General features: G+C 28.6%; 22 protein-coding genes and 1 other RNA gene. 4 read left to right on the forward strand and 19 right to left on the reverse strand.

The window, feature by feature from the left end; genetic code table 11:
- Positions 1 to 100: 100 nt before the first annotated feature.
- Positions 101 to 281, reverse strand: a non-coding RNA gene (ssrS, locus tag KGF52_RS02960) — 6S RNA.
- A gap of 117 nt (positions 282 to 398) precedes the next feature.
- Positions 399 to 1,301 (reverse strand): hypothetical protein, encoded by a 903-nt coding sequence (locus tag KGF52_RS02965; protein ID WP_227839092.1) that lies wholly within the window; start codon positions 1,299 to 1,301, stop codon positions 399 to 401.
- Positions 1,302 to 1,512: 211 nt separating this feature from the next.
- On the opposite strand from KGF52_RS02965, the gene KGF52_RS02970 reads away from it, so the two are divergent.
- A complete protein-coding gene (locus KGF52_RS02970) occupies positions 1,513 to 1,923 on the forward strand; it encodes a hypothetical protein (RefSeq protein WP_227827028.1) in 411 nt (136 codons plus the stop codon).
- 123 nt (positions 1,924 to 2,046) lie between these two features.
- On the opposite strand, the gene ccpA is transcribed toward KGF52_RS02970, so the two are convergent.
- The 5 genes from ccpA to KGF52_RS02995 all read right to left on the reverse strand — a co-directional run bounded on the left by ccpA (position 2,047) and on the right by KGF52_RS02995 (position 4,591).
- On the reverse strand, positions 2,047 to 3,069 hold the full coding sequence (gene ccpA / locus KGF52_RS02975; RefSeq protein ID WP_413894785.1) for a LacI family transcriptional regulator CcpA: 1,023 nt from the start codon (positions 3,067 to 3,069) through the stop codon (positions 2,047 to 2,049).
- A 248-nt stretch (positions 3,070 to 3,317) separates the two neighbouring features.
- Positions 3,318 to 3,518 carry a hypothetical protein gene (locus KGF52_RS02980; RefSeq protein ID WP_227839094.1) on the reverse strand — a complete coding sequence of 67 codons (201 nt, stop codon included), beginning with the start codon at positions 3,516 to 3,518 and terminating at the stop codon, positions 3,318 to 3,320.
- A 33-nt stretch (positions 3,519 to 3,551) separates the two neighbouring features.
- The gene (locus KGF52_RS02985; RefSeq protein WP_227827025.1) at positions 3,552 to 3,731 is read right to left on the reverse strand and encodes a hypothetical protein; all 180 of its coding nucleotides are present in this window, start codon (positions 3,729 to 3,731) and stop codon (positions 3,552 to 3,554) included.
- A gap of 180 nt (positions 3,732 to 3,911) precedes the next feature.
- Positions 3,912 to 4,118 (reverse strand): hypothetical protein, encoded by a 207-nt coding sequence (locus KGF52_RS02990; RefSeq protein WP_009888870.1) that lies wholly within the window; start codon positions 4,116 to 4,118, stop codon positions 3,912 to 3,914.
- A 47-nt stretch (positions 4,119 to 4,165) separates the two neighbouring features.
- A complete protein-coding gene (locus KGF52_RS02995) occupies positions 4,166 to 4,591 on the reverse strand; it encodes a hypothetical protein (RefSeq protein WP_227839095.1) in 426 nt (141 codons plus the stop codon).
- Positions 4,592 to 4,762: 171 nt separating this feature from the next.
- On the opposite strand from KGF52_RS02995, the gene acpP reads away from it, so the two are divergent.
- On the forward strand, positions 4,763 to 4,990 hold the full coding sequence (acpP, locus tag KGF52_RS03000) for an acyl carrier protein (RefSeq protein ID WP_227434025.1): 228 nt from the start codon (positions 4,763 to 4,765) through the stop codon (positions 4,988 to 4,990).
- Positions 4,991 to 5,150: 160 nt separating this feature from the next.
- On the opposite strand, the gene KGF52_RS03005 is transcribed toward acpP, so the two are convergent.
- The 12 genes from KGF52_RS03005 to KGF52_RS03060 all read right to left on the reverse strand — a co-directional run bounded on the left by KGF52_RS03005 (position 5,151) and on the right by KGF52_RS03060 (position 16,665).
- Positions 5,151 to 6,155: a nucleoid-associated protein gene (locus KGF52_RS03005; protein ID WP_227827023.1), complete on the reverse strand. Its 1,005-nt coding sequence runs from the start codon at positions 6,153 to 6,155 to the stop codon at positions 5,151 to 5,153.
- A 14-nt stretch (positions 6,156 to 6,169) separates the two neighbouring features.
- On the reverse strand, positions 6,170 to 7,072 hold the full coding sequence (locus KGF52_RS03010; protein ID WP_227839096.1) for an RluA family pseudouridine synthase: 903 nt from the start codon (positions 7,070 to 7,072) through the stop codon (positions 6,170 to 6,172).
- A 178-nt stretch (positions 7,073 to 7,250) separates the two neighbouring features.
- Entirely contained in the window at positions 7,251 to 8,426 is a 1,176-nt protein-coding gene (locus KGF52_RS03015) for an acetyl-CoA C-acetyltransferase (RefSeq protein WP_227839097.1), read from the reverse strand.
- A gap of 91 nt (positions 8,427 to 8,517) precedes the next feature.
- Entirely contained in the window at positions 8,518 to 9,363 is an 846-nt protein-coding gene (locus KGF52_RS03020) for a 3-hydroxybutyryl-CoA dehydrogenase (protein ID WP_227827020.1), read from the reverse strand.
- 100 nt (positions 9,364 to 9,463) lie between these two features.
- Positions 9,464 to 10,261, reverse strand: a complete 798-nt coding sequence (locus KGF52_RS03025; protein ID WP_227839098.1) for an enoyl-CoA hydratase-related protein — start codon at positions 10,259 to 10,261, stop codon at positions 9,464 to 9,466.
- A gap of 18 nt (positions 10,262 to 10,279) precedes the next feature.
- A complete protein-coding gene (locus KGF52_RS03030; protein ID WP_227827018.1) occupies positions 10,280 to 11,290 on the reverse strand; it encodes an electron transfer flavoprotein subunit alpha/FixB family protein in 1,011 nt (336 codons plus the stop codon).
- A gap of 18 nt (positions 11,291 to 11,308) precedes the next feature.
- Positions 11,309 to 12,091 carry an electron transfer flavoprotein subunit beta/FixA family protein gene (locus KGF52_RS03035; RefSeq protein ID WP_227827017.1) on the reverse strand — a complete coding sequence of 261 codons (783 nt, stop codon included), beginning with the start codon at positions 12,089 to 12,091 and terminating at the stop codon, positions 11,309 to 11,311.
- Positions 12,092 to 12,147: 56 nt separating this feature from the next.
- The gene (locus tag KGF52_RS03040; RefSeq protein ID WP_227839099.1) at positions 12,148 to 13,284 is read right to left on the reverse strand and encodes an acyl-CoA dehydrogenase; all 1,137 of its coding nucleotides are present in this window, start codon (positions 13,282 to 13,284) and stop codon (positions 12,148 to 12,150) included.
- 694 nt (positions 13,285 to 13,978) lie between these two features.
- Positions 13,979 to 14,446 carry a YbaK/EbsC family protein gene (locus KGF52_RS03045; protein WP_227827015.1) on the reverse strand — a complete coding sequence of 156 codons (468 nt, stop codon included), beginning with the start codon at positions 14,444 to 14,446 and terminating at the stop codon, positions 13,979 to 13,981.
- A gap of 85 nt (positions 14,447 to 14,531) precedes the next feature.
- Positions 14,532 to 15,074: a hypothetical protein gene (locus KGF52_RS03050; protein WP_227827014.1), complete on the reverse strand. Its 543-nt coding sequence runs from the start codon at positions 15,072 to 15,074 to the stop codon at positions 14,532 to 14,534.
- A 35-nt stretch (positions 15,075 to 15,109) separates the two neighbouring features.
- Positions 15,110 to 15,805 (reverse strand): ABC-2 transporter permease, encoded by a 696-nt coding sequence (locus KGF52_RS03055; RefSeq protein ID WP_227839100.1) that lies wholly within the window; start codon positions 15,803 to 15,805, stop codon positions 15,110 to 15,112.
- Positions 15,805 to 16,665, reverse strand: coding sequence for an ABC transporter ATP-binding protein (locus KGF52_RS03060; RefSeq protein ID WP_227839101.1), 861 nt, complete (start codon positions 16,663 to 16,665; stop codon positions 15,805 to 15,807). The genes KGF52_RS03055 and KGF52_RS03060 overlap by 1 nt, the downstream gene beginning before the upstream one ends.
- A 136-nt stretch (positions 16,666 to 16,801) precedes the next feature.
- Here KGF52_RS03060 and KGF52_RS03065 point away from each other — a divergent pair, with 136 nt between their 5' ends.
- Both KGF52_RS03065 and yfcE read left to right on the forward strand, forming a co-directional pair.
- Entirely contained in the window at positions 16,802 to 17,602 is an 801-nt protein-coding gene (locus tag KGF52_RS03065) for an NAD(+)/NADH kinase (protein WP_227434012.1), read from the forward strand.
- A gap of 23 nt (positions 17,603 to 17,625) precedes the next feature.
- Complete coding sequence (gene yfcE, locus KGF52_RS03070; RefSeq protein ID WP_227434011.1) at positions 17,626 to 18,192, forward strand: phosphodiesterase; 567 nt, start codon at positions 17,626 to 17,628, stop codon at positions 18,190 to 18,192.
- Positions 18,193 to 18,236 lie beyond the last annotated feature (44 nt).

An 18,236-nucleotide genomic window follows, 5' to 3' on the forward strand; every position in this document is an offset into this window, starting at 1 on the left:
TGTTACTTTTGCTTTTTAAGTTTATATATAATTAAGTATATTTGGTAGAAAAATGCATTTTAATAAAAAAAAGTACTACTATTTAAAATAGTAGCACTTTTTTTGTCCCGAAACACCGGTGGCTAAGTAAATTCACACCCTAGGCACTCCCAGGTGGGTGACTTGCCAGTAACCTTTAACGTCCAAACTAAACAGGCATGTTATAATTTACTAGACACGGTCTCCCGTATTTCATTTGTAGGTTGAATTTAAAAAAGCCTTATCGTATGTTTCAGGATTTCATATTATTATTATATAATAAATTTCGAATTTTTTAAAGTGGTTTTATATAGTAATTGAGATAATCTTATTCTAATATTACTTTTTCTGCCTTTTCTCTTTATGTATTTAGTTAATTATCACTTTCTCTTAGCTTTACTTCTAGTATTTTTTTCATTATGATTATGTTCATGCTTGTGTTCATTAACATCATACAATTCTTCATCATACACTATATTTTCATCATTATCTTCATCTTCATAGTCTGTTTCTTCATCTTCCATTAATTCTTCTTCATTATCATCTATCTCATCTTCATAATCTAATTCATTATCTTCATATGTTGACTCTTCATCTTCAAATTCTTCATTATTATCTTCATTATCTTCATATTCATCCTCATCATCATTATTGCTATCATCACCTCTTAAAAGAGTTCCTAGCAATTTAAGATTATTCATACTACCTAGATTATTTATATTTGCCAAAGAACTTAAACTAAATCCACCTTCTCCAAAATCATCAGGTAAAAACAATTCTGCAAATAAATCTATCTTTTTTTTCATTCCTATAGCCTTTTCAACAGAATTTTTTCTCTTTTCTGGAAATACATCTATAATTTCTTTTATCATCATATTTTTTTTGTCTTCACTATCCATTTTTCTAAAAAAATCTGTTTCCTCTTCAACATCTACCACATCTATATTGTTGAGTTTCTTTATGCCTCTAACTAGGTCTAAAACACTTTCTATTTTTACTAGTATTTTCCTTTCATCTCTTGACATGTATTTTTTAGTTCTTGTTATTATTTCCATTCCCATTTCTAGGTCTTCTTCACTCAAATCCATAAGTCTTAGACCTCTTTTTATATCATTTGCATCAAACCTTAAAGTTTCATGTATAGCTTTTGATAATTTCTCATTTGAATTTTTTTTGTTTTTTCTAACTCTATTATTTTTCTTTGATTTATCTTTATCATCAAATATAGAGATATTACCATTACTCAATGCAATCACTCCAATCAAAAATAGTAAATTATTCAAGACAATTCCCCCTTATATTATATAATTGCCCTATATTAAAGTATGTTTTTCATATTTTAATGTTCCATTTTTAAAGCTCAGTGCATATATATTATCTATAAGAATTTTTATTTATATTATATATCACTCACAATTCACCACTTCAATATTATTTCTATATATAAATAGTATGAATATAATTCAATATATATTTATAGAAAGGGGTTTTTTTATGAAAAAAATAGATACAGATTCATTAGAAAAGATGGCTAAGCAAAAAAATATTGACAAGGATAAGATAGAAAAGATTGCTGATAATTACAAAGGAAAATCAGAAAGTGAACTTATGGAGGAACTTATAAAAATAGGTAAAAACCTAGATGGAAGAGAGGAAGTAGTATCAAAATTCAAAGCATTTTTAGATGACAATCAACGTAAAAAATTAGATACTATAATGGATAAAATATCAGATGCAGAGACTCAAAGAGATACTAAACCTGCTAAAACTACTAAAACTAAAAAGACTAAACAACCTACTAAAGGTAAATCAAATACACCTGCACCAAAAAATACACCAAATAATCAACAGAAAAAATCTAAAAGTATATTTAAGAAAACTAAAAAATCCAATCCTCACGAATAAACAAAAATAAACTACTTTTAAGACTTAAAACTATTATTTTTAATTAAAATATTTTAAATTTCATATTATTTAAATTAAAAATCAGGTAGTGTTTTAAACACTACCTGATTAACTTTAATAACTTTATTTCTTTCTCTCTATAACACTTTCTCTATCAATAATTTGATAAGGTAATTCTATTTTCTTATTTTCAATTAATTCTTTATTTATTAATTTAATAACCATTCTTATCGCCACTGCTCCCATATCATATAAAGGCTGATAAACTGTAGTAAGTTTAGGCCTATACATTTTAGCTATCTTAACATCATTAAATCCTGCAACTGATATGTCTTCTGGAACCTTATATCCAGCATCACAGATAGCGTTTATAGCTCCTATAGCAGCCTCATCACCCGTAACAAAAGCTGCATGAGGTATTATTCCTTCATCCAATAATTCTTTCATACTATTGTATCCACTTTCATAATCAGTTCCACCATATTTGATTAAACTCTTGTCCAACTCTATATTATTACTTGAAAGTGCTTTTTCGTAGCCTGAAAGTCTTTCCATCTCTAAAACAGTATCATCTTTACTTGTCATTATAAAAGCTATCTTTTCATGACCTTTCTTTATAAGATGTTCTGTCATATCAAAAGTAGCTTCTTTATTACTAGTGCTTACTGTGTATATATCATAATTTCTAGCAGTTTTACTTATATACGTTGCTGGTATACCACAATTTTGTATATAGTTGATATGTTCTTGTTCAACTACCCATGAAATCATAACTATACCTTCAACTTGTTTTGCTCTTAATAGATTTATACTCTTTAATTCTTGTTCTTTATCAGAGTATGTATTAGCTAAAAGAATATCATAATCATACATTTTAGCAACTTCTTCTATTCCATTCAATACCTCATTAACAAAAGAATCTGAAACTTCTGGAACTATTACCCCTATTAATTGACTCTTCTTAGTTACTAAGCTTCTTGCAAGTGGATTTGGTATATATCCAGTTTCTTTTATAACATCTAAAACTTTTTGTTTGACTTCATCAGTCACAGGTTTTGAATCATTTATAACTCTAGATACTGTAGATATTGACACGCCTGCTTGTTTAGCAACATCTTTTATCGTTATATTACTTTTCATTTTCATCCTCCTAATTTTGCTAAATTTATCTAAATCTGAACCAAATTTATACAGGTTCTTATTTTAACTATATTTATATAAGTTCTTATTTTACCATAAAAGCAAGTACATTTAAATACATTATATTTTATATTATACCCTATATTCAACAATTTTAATAATATTCATTCTTAATTTAAATTATATTAAAAAATAAAATAAAAAAAATGCTGGTATAAAATATACCAGCATTTTTTCACTTTAACGGTTTAGTTTTAGCAGCCACAACCGTCATCACCATCAAAGAATCCACCACATGAACAAGTTATTAATAATAGTATTAAGAATGGTATCCATGACATTATATCGATATCTCTCCAACAATCTTCAAAAGCTAAGAATAGGAAGAATAATACGATTATCCACCATCCTCCCCCACCAAAACATCCATCGTTTCCAAAAAATCTATCTAACATAATAAAACCCTCCTTTTTTAATAACTGTTACCCTTAATCTAAGCATCCACTACAGCAGCAAAGTATTAATAAAACTATTAAGAATGGAATCCATGCCATTATGTCAAATTCTGCCCAGCTATCTCCAAAAGCTAAGAATAGGAAGAATAGTACGATTATCCACCATCCTCCTCCACCAAAACATCCATCTTCTCCAAAGAATCTATCTAACATTCCACGTTACCTCCTGTTGATATTTTGTTGAGCTTTTCGCTCCTAACATATACTATGCATTTGGTTTCCATTTTGCTAATGTATTTTTATTATTTTTTTAATTTTTTTATCTTAACTAAAAAAGGCAAAACCATAACTTGTATAAGTTACTGGTTCTGCCTATTTAATAATCAATATTTTTTAGCAACAACAACCATCATCGAAGTTAAATAACAACAATACTATCAATATAACCCATATCCATATATTGTCATCGCATAATAAGTCTTCTAAAATGTCTGTACATAATAATAAGAATACTATAACTATTATTATCAACATTTTATTACCAAAAAATCCTTCGCATCCTCCAAAGAAACGTTCCATATTGTCTTCTAATTTTGTCATAACTAATCCTCCTTGAATCATTAAGAGACTAACTTTTGTCTCTTTAATTAAATATATGTAGTAATAGACAGATAAGTTACTTCTAAAAAGTTTTTATTAATTAATTTATTTATTTCTTTTTCTCCCAATTTATTGTATCTATCAACTTCATCTAAATAATCCTTTTTTTCTTCTGATATAGTGTAAATTAAACTTTCTATTGATTTTACTTTGTATTCTTTATATCTTTCTATCAAGAAGGATGTTTTTGAATTTTCTATCCCTTTCTTTACATGCATTAATCTTGATATATAATCGTCCTTTTCATTAGATACATAGCCTTCCTTCTCTGCTACATCTTCAAGAATTAAATTTGTTTCCATTACATAGTCCTCTATTCGTTGCATATCTAAAGTTATTGAATTATAATAAAAATTTACTGCTATAAGTAAAAATATTCCTACAGATGTTAGTAATAAGCCTACATATTTCATAGCATTTCCTCCTAAGTTATATTTGTTATCAATAAAGTTTATTCATCAGATAAGACTTTATTACTACCTTTATAAAATTTTATTACTTTTTACTAATTCCATATTGAAAAATTTTTGATATTATATTAAACTAACATTAAAATTAATTAAAACTGCTGTAGGAGGCTTAAAATGTTTGAAAAAATAAAAGAAATAATAGCAGAACAATTAGGGTTAGATAATTTAGATGAAATAACTATGGAAGCATCTTTAATGGAAGATTTAGAAGCTGATTCATTAGATGCTGTTGAGATTATAATGGCTCTTGAAGATGAATTTGGTATAGAAATACCAGATGAGGAAGCTGAAAACTTTAAATGTATTGGTGATATATGTAAATATATCGAAGAAAATAAATAATATCATCTTTTCTACAAATATAAATAGTCTGTGTCTACTTCTATTTAATATTTCTATTAGAAGTTTACACAGACTAGTCTACATTTATTTATAATTATATTAACTATACATTTATTCTAATTTAATTTATATCTAATTATATAAATTACTCAAATTAAGATTACTTTTCTTCATAAAATGTTACATTCTTTATTACTATATCTATAGTTCCATCTTGATTTTGCTTTACAGTATATTTCATTGGGTCCTCAAAATCAGTTAGGTTACCTTTTATATCAAAGCCATTATCAGTTTTTATACTTCTCTTTTTGAGCTTTTTCTCAACCCATTTTTTATCTATGCTAAAACCTTCATCAAGACCTTTTTCTTCCATGTGCTCTTTAAAACTACCTTTTAATTCTTCATCCTTAATTGAATTATCAACAAAATCATTTATATCAATTTCATGTTTTTCTTTTAATGTATAATTTAATATACTTCTTACATCTTCTGCTTGCTTTATATCATTGCTAAGAGCATTAGTTATCCAATTTTCGGCTGTATTTTTAAATACTTTTGTCTTATACTTATCATCATCTATTTTTTTAGCATTCAAAAATTCTGTTACAAACTTTGATTCTGAACCCTCTTTTTCTGCATCTTTGTCTAAGAGTCTTAGATGAAACTCATCATTCATTCCACTTAATCCAATTAAAGCCCCTTGCTTTTGTCTTATAGTTTCTGGAATTCCAATTTCATTTGATACCATTTGAATATTAAATTTATCATCTACAAACTCAATTGAATGAGTATACAGTTTTTTATAATCTAATTTCAATATAGCAACACTCTTCTCATCTTTTACAGTATACAAGCAAACTGCCAAATCACAAGATTCTAATGCCGCATTAATCTTCATGACCTCAAACAGATAAGATGCTATTTCTTTAGAATTTTTTAAAAATGAACTCTCATCGTATATTATTTGTTCACAACAATTTTTGATTAAATTGTCATTATAATCTTTAAAGATACCTTTTCTTAAATCTTCATCCTTTGAAATTCTCTTTATTGCTTTTTGAAAAAATCCATCTACTTCTTGATTAACTTTACCTTCAAAATCATTTAATATTGGAACATCACTATTTTTATCCAAAACATGTATTATAAATTTATGTATTATCATATATATCACCCCATCTATCTTAATTTCGATATTAACTCTTGCATATCCTTCGGTATATCTGTTTTAAATTTTAAAATTTCTTTTGTTCTTGGTTGTTCAAACTCTAAGCTATATGCATGAAGAGCTTGCCTATTTATAAGGTTTTCATCTATATAACCATATAACTCATCACCTATTATTCCATGACCTATATAAGCCATATGCACCCTTATTTGGTGTGTTCTACCAGTTTCTAGCTTTACTTCTAGCATGGTTGCATTTTTTAATCTTTCTACTACTTTATAATGGGTAACAGATGCTTGTCCTCTTTCATCTATTACTCTCTTTATTGAATCCTCTTCAGGTCTATAAATTGGTTCATTTATAGTTCCCTCATCTTCATCTATAATCCCATTCACTACTGTTATATATGTTTTTTCAACTTTATTTTCACTCATTGATGTAGACAAAGTATGATGTGCATAAGCATTTTTTGCTACTATAACAAGCCCTGAAGTGTTCATATCAAGTCTATTCACAAATCGTATTTTTACATTTTCTTTATGCTTCTCTATATAATAACTAATACCATTTGCTATTGTATTATCATAGTGACTTTTAGTTGGATGAACTACCATAAATGGTGGCTTATTTACCATAATTATATCAAAATCATCATATATTATTTGTAAATTTAAATCTTGTGGCTCAAAATTTGCTTTTTCTTCTTCTATTTTTACCTCTATTAAATCACCACACGACACTTTTAAACTTGGTTTTTTATATACACCATTTACTAATACACTTTTTTCTCTTTTCATCTTTGACAATGACCTCACCGAAAAATTTAGCTTGTCCAGCAAAACTTCTTTTAGAGTCATTTCTTCTTCATTTGTATATGATATAAGATTATATTTTTGATTTTCTTTTTTAAACAAACTTTTACCTACTTTCTTTTATATCTTCAAAATCATGATATTATATATTTTACACTATTTTTGTTTAATAGATAATAGTTATTTTTTAACCATAAAAACCTGTAAGAATAACAAATAGTTACTCTTACAGGTTAAATTCCTGGTTAAATGTTTAATTTTTAAAAATTATAATCTAAAACTATCTTTTAACTATTAAAGTAGTTCCCATTCCACCACCTATACAAAGTGTAGCTAAACCAGTTTTAGCATCTCTTCTCTTCATTTCATATAAAAGTGTAGTAAGTATTCTTGCTCCTGAGCATCCTATTGGATGTCCTATAGCTATTGCTCCACCATTGACATTAACTTTAGCCATATCTATGTTTAAATCTTTTACTACCGCTATAGATTGAGCAGCAAATGCTTCATTAGCCTCAACTAAATCTATATCTTCAATAGTCATATTAGCAGCTGCTAAAGCTTTTTTCGTTGCTGGAACTGGTCCATATCCCATTATTGTAGGGTCAACACCAGCTGTTCCATAAGAAACTATAGTTGCAAGAGGTTCTATTCCTAGTTCTTCAGCTTTTTCTTTAGCCATTACTACTAACATAGCAGCACCATCATTAATTCCTGATGCATTACCAGCAGTAACTGTTCCATCTTTTTTAAATGCAGGTCTTAATTTAGCAAGTTTTTCTATTGTAGTACCAGCTTTAATATATTCATCTTTGTCTACTACAGTGTCACCTTTTCTTCCTTTTATAACCACTGGAACTATTTCTTCGTCAAATTTTCCTTCAGCTTGAGCTTTTTCAGCTTTATTTTGACTTGCAAGAGCTAATGCATCTTGTTCTTCTCTAGTTATATTCCATTGTTCTGCTATATTTTCAGCAGTTATACCCATGTGATAGTTATTAAATATATCTGATAATCCATCTTTTATCATTGAATCAACAAAAGCAGTATCACCCATTCTTGCACCATATCTAGCACTTGGTACTAAATAAGGAGACATACTCATGTTTTCAGCTCCACCAACTAGCATTATATCAGCGTCCCCTAATGCTATAAGTTGAGATGCCATTGAAACAGATCTTAATCCAGAACCACAAACTATATTTATAGTCATAGCTGGTTTCTCTACTGGTATTCCTGCACCTAATGCTATTTGTCTTGCTACATTTTGACCAAGACCTGCTGTAAGTACTCCTCCTAGAAGTGATTCATCTATCATATCTGGAGTTATATTAGCTCTTTTTATAGCTTCTTTAGCTGCTGTTACCCCTAATTCTACTGCTGAAACTGATTTAAATGCTCCTCCAAAACTTCCTACTGCTGTTCTAGCTGCACTGGCAATTACTACTTCTCTCATATTCATTACCCCCATTAAATTAGATTTTTATCAGATTTTTGAGATTGTTTTTTTTTAGACAATATCAGTTAAATTTTTTAGATTTAAGTTCTTATTTATTATAATCATAGAATCCTATTTTAGTTTTTCTTCCTAATTGATTAGCTCTAACCATTTTAGCTAAAAGTGGATGAGGTCTATATTTAGTATCTCCAAATTCAGTATATAGAACGTTCATTATAGCTAAAACAACATCTAATCCTATTAAATCCCCTAATGCTAAAGGTCCCATTGGATGGTTTGCACCTAGTTTCATAGCTTCATCTATTTCTTCTTTACTTGCAACACCATCTGCATATATACCAACAGCTTCATTTATCATAGGTATAAGTATTCTATTTACTACAAATCCAGGAGATTCAGATACATCTACTGGTACTTTATTGATACTCTTAGATAATTCAAATACTGTATCAAAAGTAACTTTTGATGTTAATTGACCGCTTATAACTTCAACTAATTTCATCATAGGAACTGGATTGAAGAAATGCATTCCTATAACTTTATCTGCTCTATTAGTAGAAGAAGCTATTTCTGTTATAGATAATGATGAAGTATTTGTTGCTAAAATAGTATCGTCTTTACATAACTCATCTAATAATTTAAAAACATCTTTCTTTATGTTCATATCTTCTACAGATGCTTCTATTATTAAGTCCATGTCTTTTAAATCTTCATAGTTAGTAGTTGAACTAACATGACTTAATATTTCTGATTTTGTAGCTTCATCCATTTTTCCCTTAGTAACTAATTTAGTTAAATTTTTATCTAATAATCCTAAGCATTTATCTATAGCACCTTGAGTTCTACTCTTTAAACATACATCATGACCACAACTTGCAAAAGTTTGTACAATACCACTTCCCATAGTTCCACTACCTATTACAGCTAATTTCATAGTTATAACCTCCTGTTATTTTAGTATTTATATTCTGTTAACTAGATTAAAGTATTTATTCAATCTAGTTAACAGAAAATATATTTTTAATTAGATTTGTTTACCCTTTTATAAAGTTAGCTTCTCTTTTTTCAACAAAAGCTGACATTCCTTCTTTCTGGTCTTTAGTTGAAAAACAAAGTCCAAAGAAATTAGATTCTATATCTATTCCAGTATCTATATCAGTTTGAGCACCAAGTTGTATAGCTTCTTTAGAGTATCTAACTGCAAGTTGAGCATTTTTGGCTATTGTTTTAGCTAGTTTTTCAACTTCTTCCATTAAAACTTCTGGCTCGACAACTCTATTTACTAGCCCTATTTTTTCAGCTTCATCAGCTTTTATAACTTGACCTGTAAAAATTAATTCTTTTGCTTTTGCCAGTCCAACCAGTCTTGTAAGTCTTTGAGTTCCTCCATATCCTGGAGTTATTCCAAGAGTTACTTCTGGTTGCCCAAATTTAGCTTTAGCAGATGCAATTCTTATATCACAAGTCATTGCTAGTTCGCATCCTCCACCTAAAGCAAATCCATTTACAGCTGCTATTATTACTTTTTTACTATCTTCTATTTCTCTAAAAGCTTTAGCTCCTAGAAGGCTAAAGTCTTTAGCAGCTACAGCATCTAAATCTTTCATATATGCAATATCTGCTCCAGCTACAAATGCTTTTCCTTCCCCTGTCAATATTACTACATCGATAGTTTCATCATTGTTAATATCTGCAAATACTTCATAAAGTTCTTCTAAAGTTTTTGAATTGATTGCATTAAGGGCTTTAGGTCTATTCATTTTCACTGTACATATATTTTCATTTACTTCAACAGCTATATTCTCATAAACTTTAACATCGCTTGTACTCATAATACCCTCCCCAAGAAATTAGTTAGCTAAAACTTCACCTTTTTCTTTTGCAACACTTAATTGACTTATAAGTTCTGGAAGTACTTTGTGAACATCTCCAACTATACCAACATCAGCATATTTAAATATTGGAGCTTCTGGGTTTTTGTTTATAGCAACTATAAACTCAGCATCTTCCATACCAGCTATATGTTGTATTGCTCCAGATATACCACATGCTATATAAAGGTCTGGTCTTACAGTTTTACCAGTTTGACCTACTTGTCTTGCTTTATCTAACCATCCTGCATCTATAGTTGCACGAGAACCAGAAACTTCTCCACCTATAATTTCAGCTAATTCATAAAGTATGTCTAAATTTTCTTTTCCGCCCATTCCACGTCCAGCAGAAACTAATATTTTAGCATCTTCTATTTTAACTTGTTTTTTAGCTTCTTTTATTATTTCTACAACTTGAACTAATTTATCAGCTTCAGTAAATTCTACTTTAAAACGATTAATTACAGCTTCTCTAGTTTCATCAACTTCATTTTTCTTCATAACTCCTGGTCTAACTGTAGACATTTGAGGTCTGAAATCTTTACAAACTATTGTTGCCATTATATTTCCACCAAAAGCAGGTCTTGTCATTAATAATAATTTTGTATCTTCAGCTACTGCAAGTCCTGTGCAGTCAGCAGTAAGTCCTGTATGTACTCTAGCAGATACTCTAGGTGCTAAGTCTCTACCTATTGAAGTTGCACCAAATAATACAACTATTGGGTCAGCTGCTTTTATTGCTTCATATGCAGCTTTTGTATATGGTTCAGTTGTATACACTGCTAAAGCTTCATCATCTACTACTATTACTTCATCAGCTCCATAATGTGCTAATGTATCTATTAAATCTTCTACCTTACTACCTAAAAGTAATGCAGAAACTTTTGTATCATAATCTTTGGCTATTTCTGTTGCCTTTCCTAATAATTCTAAAGAAACAGTTTGAATTACATTTTCTCTTTGTTCTATTACTACTAAAACGTTACCCATTCTTTATCCCCCCTTAAATTATATGATATACTTCTCTTTTAATTTATCTATTACAATTCCAGCTGATGTTTTTGCATCTTCATTGTATATTGTTCCAGCTGGTTTAACTGATTTTGTAAATGATTTAAATACACTAGTTGGAGAACCTTTAAGACCTAAGTTAGAAGGGTCAACTTCTATATCTTTTACAGTCCATGTTTCTACTACATCATTTTCGAAAGCATCATATATTCTTCCAACTTTCATGTATCTTGGTGTGTTCATATCTTTAAGAGTTGTTATAAGGCATGGCATTTTAACTTTTAAGTCATGACAACAATCTTCAAATTGTCTTTTTACTAACACATATTCGCCTTCAGTTTTTATTTCTTCAGCATATGTTATTGATGGAAGTTTTAAATGTTCAGCTATTTGAGGTCCAACTTGTGCAGTATCACCATCTATAGCTTGTCTTCCAGCTATTATAATATCAAAATCTATATTTTTTAATGCTCCTGCTAATGCTGATGAAGTTGCCCAAGTATCAGCACCTGCAAAAGCTCTGTCTGTTAATAATATTCCTCTATCTGCACCCATTGCTAAAGCTTCTTTTAAAGCCATATCTGCTTGAGGAGGTCCCATTGTTATTACAGTTACATGAGCTCCCATTTCTTCTTTTAATCTTATAGCTTCTTCTAAACCTGCTTTATCATCAGGGTTTATTATACTTGGTACTCCATCTCTAATTAAAGTACCTGTATTAGGATCTAGTTTAACTTCTGTTGTATCTGGAACTTGTTTTATACAAACGACTATCTTCATAAATCCTTCCTCCATATCTATTTTAATATCGACCTATTGTGTATATTTTAATATCTCTATTTTAATAATTTTCCTGAAATAACCATTCTTTGAACTTCACTAGTTCCTTCATATATTTCAGTTATCTTAGCATCTCTCATCATTCTTTCTACTGGATAATCACGAGTGTATCCATATCCACCATGAAGTTGTACAGCTTTTGTAGTAACTTCCATAGCTGTTTCTGCTGCAAATAATTTTGCCATTGCTGCTTCTACTCCATAAGGTTTTCCTAAGTCTTTATTTATAGCTGCTTGATATACAAGATGTCTAGCCGCTTGTATTCTAACTTCCATATCAGCTAATTGGAATTGTGTATTTTGGAATTTTGATAATGGTCTACCAAATTGTACTCTTTCTTTTACATATTTAACTGTTTCATCAAGAGCACCTTGTGCTAAACCTAAAGCTTGTGCTGCGATACCAATTCTACCACCATCAAGAGTAGACATTGCTATCTTAAATCCTTGGCCTTCTTTTCCAAGTAAATTTTCTTTAGGTATTCTACAGTCTTCAAATATTAATTCACTAGTAGCTGAACCTCTTATACCCATTTTCTTTTCTTTAACACCAAAGCTAAATCCAGGAGTTCCTTTTTCAACTATAAATGCTGAAATTCCTCTATTACCTTTAGCTTTATCAGTCATTGCCATTACTAGGTATATATCTCCAGCGATTGCATTTGTTATAAATATTTTTGAGCCATTAAGTATGTATTCATCTCCATCTAAAACAGCAGTAGTTTGTTGTCCAGACGCATCTGTACCAGCATTAGGTTCAGTAAGACCAAATGCTCCTAATTTTTCCCCACTTGCTAATGGTCTTAAGAATTTTTGTTTTTGTTCTTCATTACCATATTGATATATAGGCCATGAACCAAGAGATGTATGAGCTGATAATATAACTCCTGTAGTACCACAAACTCTAGACAATTCTTCAACTGCCATTATATAACCTACAGTGTCTCCACCTTCTCCGCCATATTCTTTTGGATATGGTATACCCATCATTCCTGCTTTTGCCATTTTTTCCACTGTTTCATAAGGAAATCTTTCTTCTTCATCAAGTTCTGTTGCTAAAGGTTTAACTTCATTTTCAGCGAAGCTTACATATAACTCTTTAAGCATCTGATATTTTTTAGAATTTAAATCCATAATAGCCTCCTCAGTATTTTATAAATATTTTATTTTCATTTATTAATTAAAATCTCGGCAACATCTATAATAAAGTATTTGAGTATACGTCGAGAAATTTATAACCTTAATTAAAGTCCGCCCTATATTTATATGCAATTATATTAACCGATTATGATATTAATTTAATTATAAATTGTTAATTTAAAATCAACTTCGCTTAAAAAAAATCTCGCTTTTTGGAATTTTGTGAAATTTCAAGCTATAATAAGACTTCTCTCACAATGGCTATAGATAAAATAATTTGTTTATGATATTAATTCTAGGGTATATCAATAGTAAATGTTCTGTATATTAGTATTTCAACCCATATATAAATTTTTTCTATCATATCAAAATTATTTTAATAGAGCTAAATAATCATATTTTTTGTGATTATTTTTGTTTTTTAAATATCTTACATCTATAATAGTATCACTCAAAGGATAATTTTTCAATAATTTCTAATTATTTTTTTAACAATATTTACTACATTTTTTCCATATTTTTGTCATTTTTTTATTATTTTGAAGAAAAATCAGAATTTTTTAACTTTATTTTGGATTATTAGTTTAAATTAGATTTTCCTCTTAGATTTATAAATATTTTCCACATAAAAATATCCCCACACAGATTGTATACAGGGATATTTTTTTACTAATTTTCACTATATTTTTTACCAATTTTTACAAACATCTACCCATTTCTCACACTTAGAAAACTTCTCCATTTCATCACATGTAAGTTCTATTGCTGAATTACTGCTCCCACATGCAGGAAATACTGTATCAAATCTCTTCATTGAATCATCTAGATATACTTTTAAAGGCTTTTTTAAACCAAATGGACAAACACCACCAATAGCATGTCCAGTAAAGTCTAGAACTTCTTCTGGTGCTAACATTTTAGCTTTACAACTAAACTCATCCTTGTATTTTTTATTATCAATCTTAGCATCTCCAGCTGTAACAATTAAAATTGCATCCTCTCCTATTTTAAATGAAAGAGTCTTAGCGATTCTAGCTGGAATAACTCCCGCCGCTTCTGCCGCAAGTTCTACAGTAGCACTGGATTGTTCAAACTCTAGTATGCTATCTTCCCTTCCAAATTCTTTAAAGTACTCTCTTACATTGCTTATTGACATTGAACACCCTCCCAATCTGAATATTTATAAATTTCATACTATTTTAATTATATATGTAATAACTTTATTTTTCAATTTTTTCAAATTACTCCATAACATTAGAATTCCATACATCATTATTTTTTCCAACTACTAGATATAAACCTTTTGCGATAGGTATTTCCACAGTAAATTCGCCCTTATATTCTACACTCATACCAGAGTCATTAAAATACCTATAATCAAAGTTTAACCCCTTTGGAATCACAAAATCGACATAGCCTTGATTATTCGACTTTATCCCATAGTTTAAGGTTTTTTCAGTTATAGAATTTTTTTCATTAAACAAATCTATATTTACATAATAAGAGCATTTATTCTCTCCTTTTTTACTCTCTATACAATTCTCAAATCTCATTTTTGCACTGTTTAACCTATAACTGTATTTACTGTTATTACTTATTTTGAATCTTATTACAGTACCAATTTCTTCACTTCTTCTGCTATCAAAATCAAAAACAATTTCCTCTAAATGATTTATTTCATAATCTTTGACACTTACCATATCTCTATATGCTAATTTATTTATAGCTATGAATAGTGTAAAAACTCCCAAAATAAAAATTGAAACTTTTATGAACTTATTCATTTCTAATCTCCTTATATTTTACGCTATAATATTAATTAAAAACTTTTATAATTAAACTTATTTTTTTTTGAAATCTTAATAGAGAAATACATAGATATTATAAAAATTATTATAGTCAAAAACGTCACACTGTATAGATTTATATATCTAGTATTAGTCATATCAGTAATATAATTTGAAAGGTATACGCCTCCTACCTTACTATAATTAACATGCTTTACTTGATATACTATCATACTAACCATTCTTAAAAGACTCCCATATACAAAATAAATTAAAATACTTATTATTAATCCACAAATTTTCATTTTCCCATATCCAAATTTAAAAAACAAAGGAAGTACTATTGATAAAATTGCTAAAAATATATTTATAGAAAAGAATACATCATTTAAAACCATGCTTCTAAAAAACACTAATGATGTCAATTTACTTATTAAAGATACAATTGTTGTTATAAAAATTATTAATCCCACACCTAATAAGTACTTTGAATACACTATATCTTCGATACTAACTGGCATACTTCTTATAAATATTCTCGAATCACTTTCATAATCACATTCAAATGTATTTACAAAAATTAAATAACCTATGACAACACTTACTGTATAATACGAAATTGAGTTAAGGAAAAAATAAAAAACAAAAAACAGCAATATGTACTTTAAATTACGAACACCATCTGAACTAATTCCTATTATTAAATCTTTTTTTATCAAATTGAACATTATTTCACCTCATTTATATAATAATACATTAGTTCTTCTATAGTAGGATTTTTAACTTTATGCTTATCAATTTCTATCAATAAGCTTTTTACTTTTAAGTTATCTCCAACTTTCAGTAGTGCTTCACTATAATATTTATACTCTTTTACACCAACTATATTTTCTTTAATTTCTTCTAATTCTGCTTTATTTGCCCTAATTATTTTATACTCCTGCTCTAACATATCTTTCTTTATTGTAAAAATCTGATTTCCTTTATTTATAAAAATAAGATAATCCGCAATCCTAATTAAATTATCAGTATTGTGAGTTGAAATTATTACACTACTATTTCCATTTTTCACAAAATCTTTTAGATACTGCATTATTTCTTTTCTTACAATTGGGTCTATTCCAGCAGTTGGTTCATCCAGAATAAGTAGTTTTGCATTATGGCTAAGTGCATTTGCTAGCATAAGCTTCTCAGATTGTCCTTTGGATAAATTCTTAATATGTATATTTTCTTCTATCTCAAATTTTTCAAGATATTCATCAAATCTTTCTCTATCAAAATTACTATAAAATAAAGATACTATTCTTCTAAACTCTTTCACCTTCAAATGCGGATAAAATTGTAAAGAATCATATACAAAACCAATATTGTTTTTAAAACTTACTGGAGAATTGTTAATTGTTTCATTACAAAGTTCAATTTCACCCTCATCAGCATCAATAATGCCCATTATAATTTTTATTAAAGTTGTCTTTCCAGAACCATTTGGTCCTATAACTCCAATAATATCTCCTTCTTTTAATTCCAAGTTTATATTATTTAATTTAAATTTACCTAATTTTTTTGTGATATTCTTTACCTTAAACACGTCTTCACCTCTTATATAATTTTTTATACCCCCTATACATATTTTAACACATTCACAACAAGCTAGGTCATTTATAAATTTATAAATTAAGAATTATAAAACTATGTTATAATACAAAGTATGAAGAGGTGAATATATGAAAAGAATTATAACTATAAATGCAAACCAATTAAATAAGTCCCTTGAGACTAAAGAACTCTTAACTAGAAAACTTGTCAATGCTGGCTTTGAGGTGTATTCAGATATTTATCCAGATACAGAACTTATTATATCAATTGGCGGTGATGGCTCTTTTTTAAGAACAGTTAGAGATTTCGATTTTCCTGAAATTCCCATAATGGGTATAAATACAGGACATCTGGGATTTTTTCCTGATATTTTACCAGATAAGATTGATAGCTTTATTGAAGCTTATATAAAAAAGGATTATATTATTCAAGAAATGTCACTTCTTAATGCTGAAGTATATACAACTACTAGCGGTTCTAACATGCTTGCTGTAAATGAAGTTGTTATAAGAGGAGACAAGTCTAGAACTATACATCTTAATCTAAGCCTTGATGATAAACATATACAAAATTTTAGTGGAGATGGTATGATTATTTCTACTTCCACAGGTTCAACCGCCTACAACTATTCTGCTGGCGGTAGTATTGTTGATATAAAACTTGAACTTATGCAGATTACACCTTTACATCCAATAAACACTAATGCATATAGATGTTTTACATCAAGTATAATATGTTCAAATGAATCTGTTATAAAGATTGCACCAGAATACAGATTTGAAGATTCATTGTTGATTGTTGTTGATGGTGTTGAGCACAGATTTAGACAAATCGAAAATATAAAAGTTAGCATGTCTGATGCAAAAATAAAATTACTTAGGATGTCAAATTACGAGTTTTGGCATAGAGTATCTGAAAAATTTTTATAGACTGCACTTAGGAGGATTTTAATATGAAAATAGGAATAATGAGTGATACTCATGGTAGTTTACTTTACTTTGAAAAAGCATTAAATGTATTATCTGATTGTGATATTCTCTTACATGGAGGAGATGTCTTATATCATGGTCCTAGAAATGATATTCCAGAAGGATATAATCCTAAAAAATTTATAGAAGTGTTAAACAAATTAGAAAATATTATAATTGTTAAAGGTAACTGTGATGCAGATGTCGACCAGATGGTAATAGAACATCCTATCCAAAGTCCTTATGTCATGAGCCAATTTGGAGAAATTAGGATTATATTAAATCATGGTTATACAGAAACAGAAGAAGAAATTATTGATAAATCAAAGAAAATGGGTGCTGACATATTAGTTTTAGGACATACTCATGTAAAGAAACTATATATGGATGATAATTTAATAGTTATAAATCCAGGAAGTACTTCTATCCCCAAAGATGGAAGCCATTCTGTAGCAATTATAGATATTATAAAAACTGATGATGAAGATGAGCTTGAACTTGATATCAATTTAATCGATATTAATACTGGAAATATAATCAATATTAACTAAATGTAGTATTCCATAAGAATGTATGAAAAACATTAAAGGTTAAT

Source organism: Clostridioides sp. ZZV15-6597, assembly GCF_020657815.1.
Taxonomy (GTDB): Bacteria; Bacillota; Clostridia; order Peptostreptococcales; family Peptostreptococcaceae; genus Clostridioides.

Excerpts from the sequence above, each read along its gene's own strand:
- KGF52_RS03030 (WP_227827018.1), bottom strand. The coding sequence starts at position 11,290 with ATGGGTAACGTTTTAGTAGTAATAGAACAAAGAGAAAATGTAATTCAA.
- KGF52_RS02980 (WP_227839094.1), bottom strand. The coding sequence starts at position 3,518 with ATGTTAGATAGATTTTTTGGAAACGATGGATGTTTTGGTGGGGGAGGA.
- KGF52_RS03020 (WP_227827020.1), bottom strand. The coding sequence starts at position 9,363 with ATGAAATTAGCTGTAATAGGTAGTGGAACTATGGGAAGTGGTATTGTA.
- KGF52_RS03065 (WP_227434012.1), top strand. The coding sequence starts at position 16,802 with ATGAAAAGAATTATAACTATAAATGCAAACCAATTAAATAAGTCCCTT.
- KGF52_RS03025 (WP_227839098.1), bottom strand. The coding sequence starts at position 10,261 with ATGAGTACAAGCGATGTTAAAGTTTATGAGAATATAGCTGTTGAAGTA.
- ccpA (WP_413894785.1), bottom strand. The coding sequence starts at position 3,069 with ATGAAAATGAAAAGTAATATAACGATAAAAGATGTTGCTAAACAAGCA.
- KGF52_RS03045 (WP_227827015.1), bottom strand. The coding sequence starts at position 14,446 with ATGTCAATAAGCAATGTAAGAGAGTACTTTAAAGAATTTGGAAGGGAA.
- acpP (WP_227434025.1), top strand. The coding sequence starts at position 4,763 with ATGTTTGAAAAAATAAAAGAAATAATAGCAGAACAATTAGGGTTAGAT.
- KGF52_RS03040 (WP_227839099.1), bottom strand. The coding sequence starts at position 13,284 with ATGGATTTAAATTCTAAAAAATATCAGATGCTTAAAGAGTTATATGTA.
- KGF52_RS03005 (WP_227827023.1), bottom strand. The coding sequence starts at position 6,155 with ATGATAATACATAAATTTATAATACATGTTTTGGATAAAAATAGTGAT.
- KGF52_RS03015 (WP_227839097.1), bottom strand. The coding sequence starts at position 8,426 with ATGAGAGAAGTAGTAATTGCCAGTGCAGCTAGAACAGCAGTAGGAAGT.
- KGF52_RS03055 (WP_227839100.1), bottom strand. The coding sequence starts at position 15,805 with ATGTTCAATTTGATAAAAAAAGATTTAATAATAGGAATTAGTTCAGAT.
- KGF52_RS02990 (WP_009888870.1), bottom strand. The coding sequence starts at position 4,118 with ATGACAAAATTAGAAGACAATATGGAACGTTTCTTTGGAGGATGCGAA.
- KGF52_RS02985 (WP_227827025.1), bottom strand. The coding sequence starts at position 3,731 with ATGTTAGATAGATTCTTTGGAGAAGATGGATGTTTTGGTGGAGGAGGA.
- KGF52_RS03035 (WP_227827017.1), bottom strand. The coding sequence starts at position 12,091 with ATGAAGATAGTCGTTTGTATAAAACAAGTTCCAGATACAACAGAAGTT.
- KGF52_RS03050 (WP_227827014.1), bottom strand. The coding sequence starts at position 15,074 with ATGAATAAGTTCATAAAAGTTTCAATTTTTATTTTGGGAGTTTTTACA.
- KGF52_RS02970 (WP_227827028.1), top strand. The coding sequence starts at position 1,513 with ATGAAAAAAATAGATACAGATTCATTAGAAAAGATGGCTAAGCAAAAA.
- KGF52_RS02995 (WP_227839095.1), bottom strand. The coding sequence starts at position 4,591 with ATGAAATATGTAGGCTTATTACTAACATCTGTAGGAATATTTTTACTT.
- yfcE (WP_227434011.1), top strand. The coding sequence starts at position 17,626 with ATGAAAATAGGAATAATGAGTGATACTCATGGTAGTTTACTTTACTTT.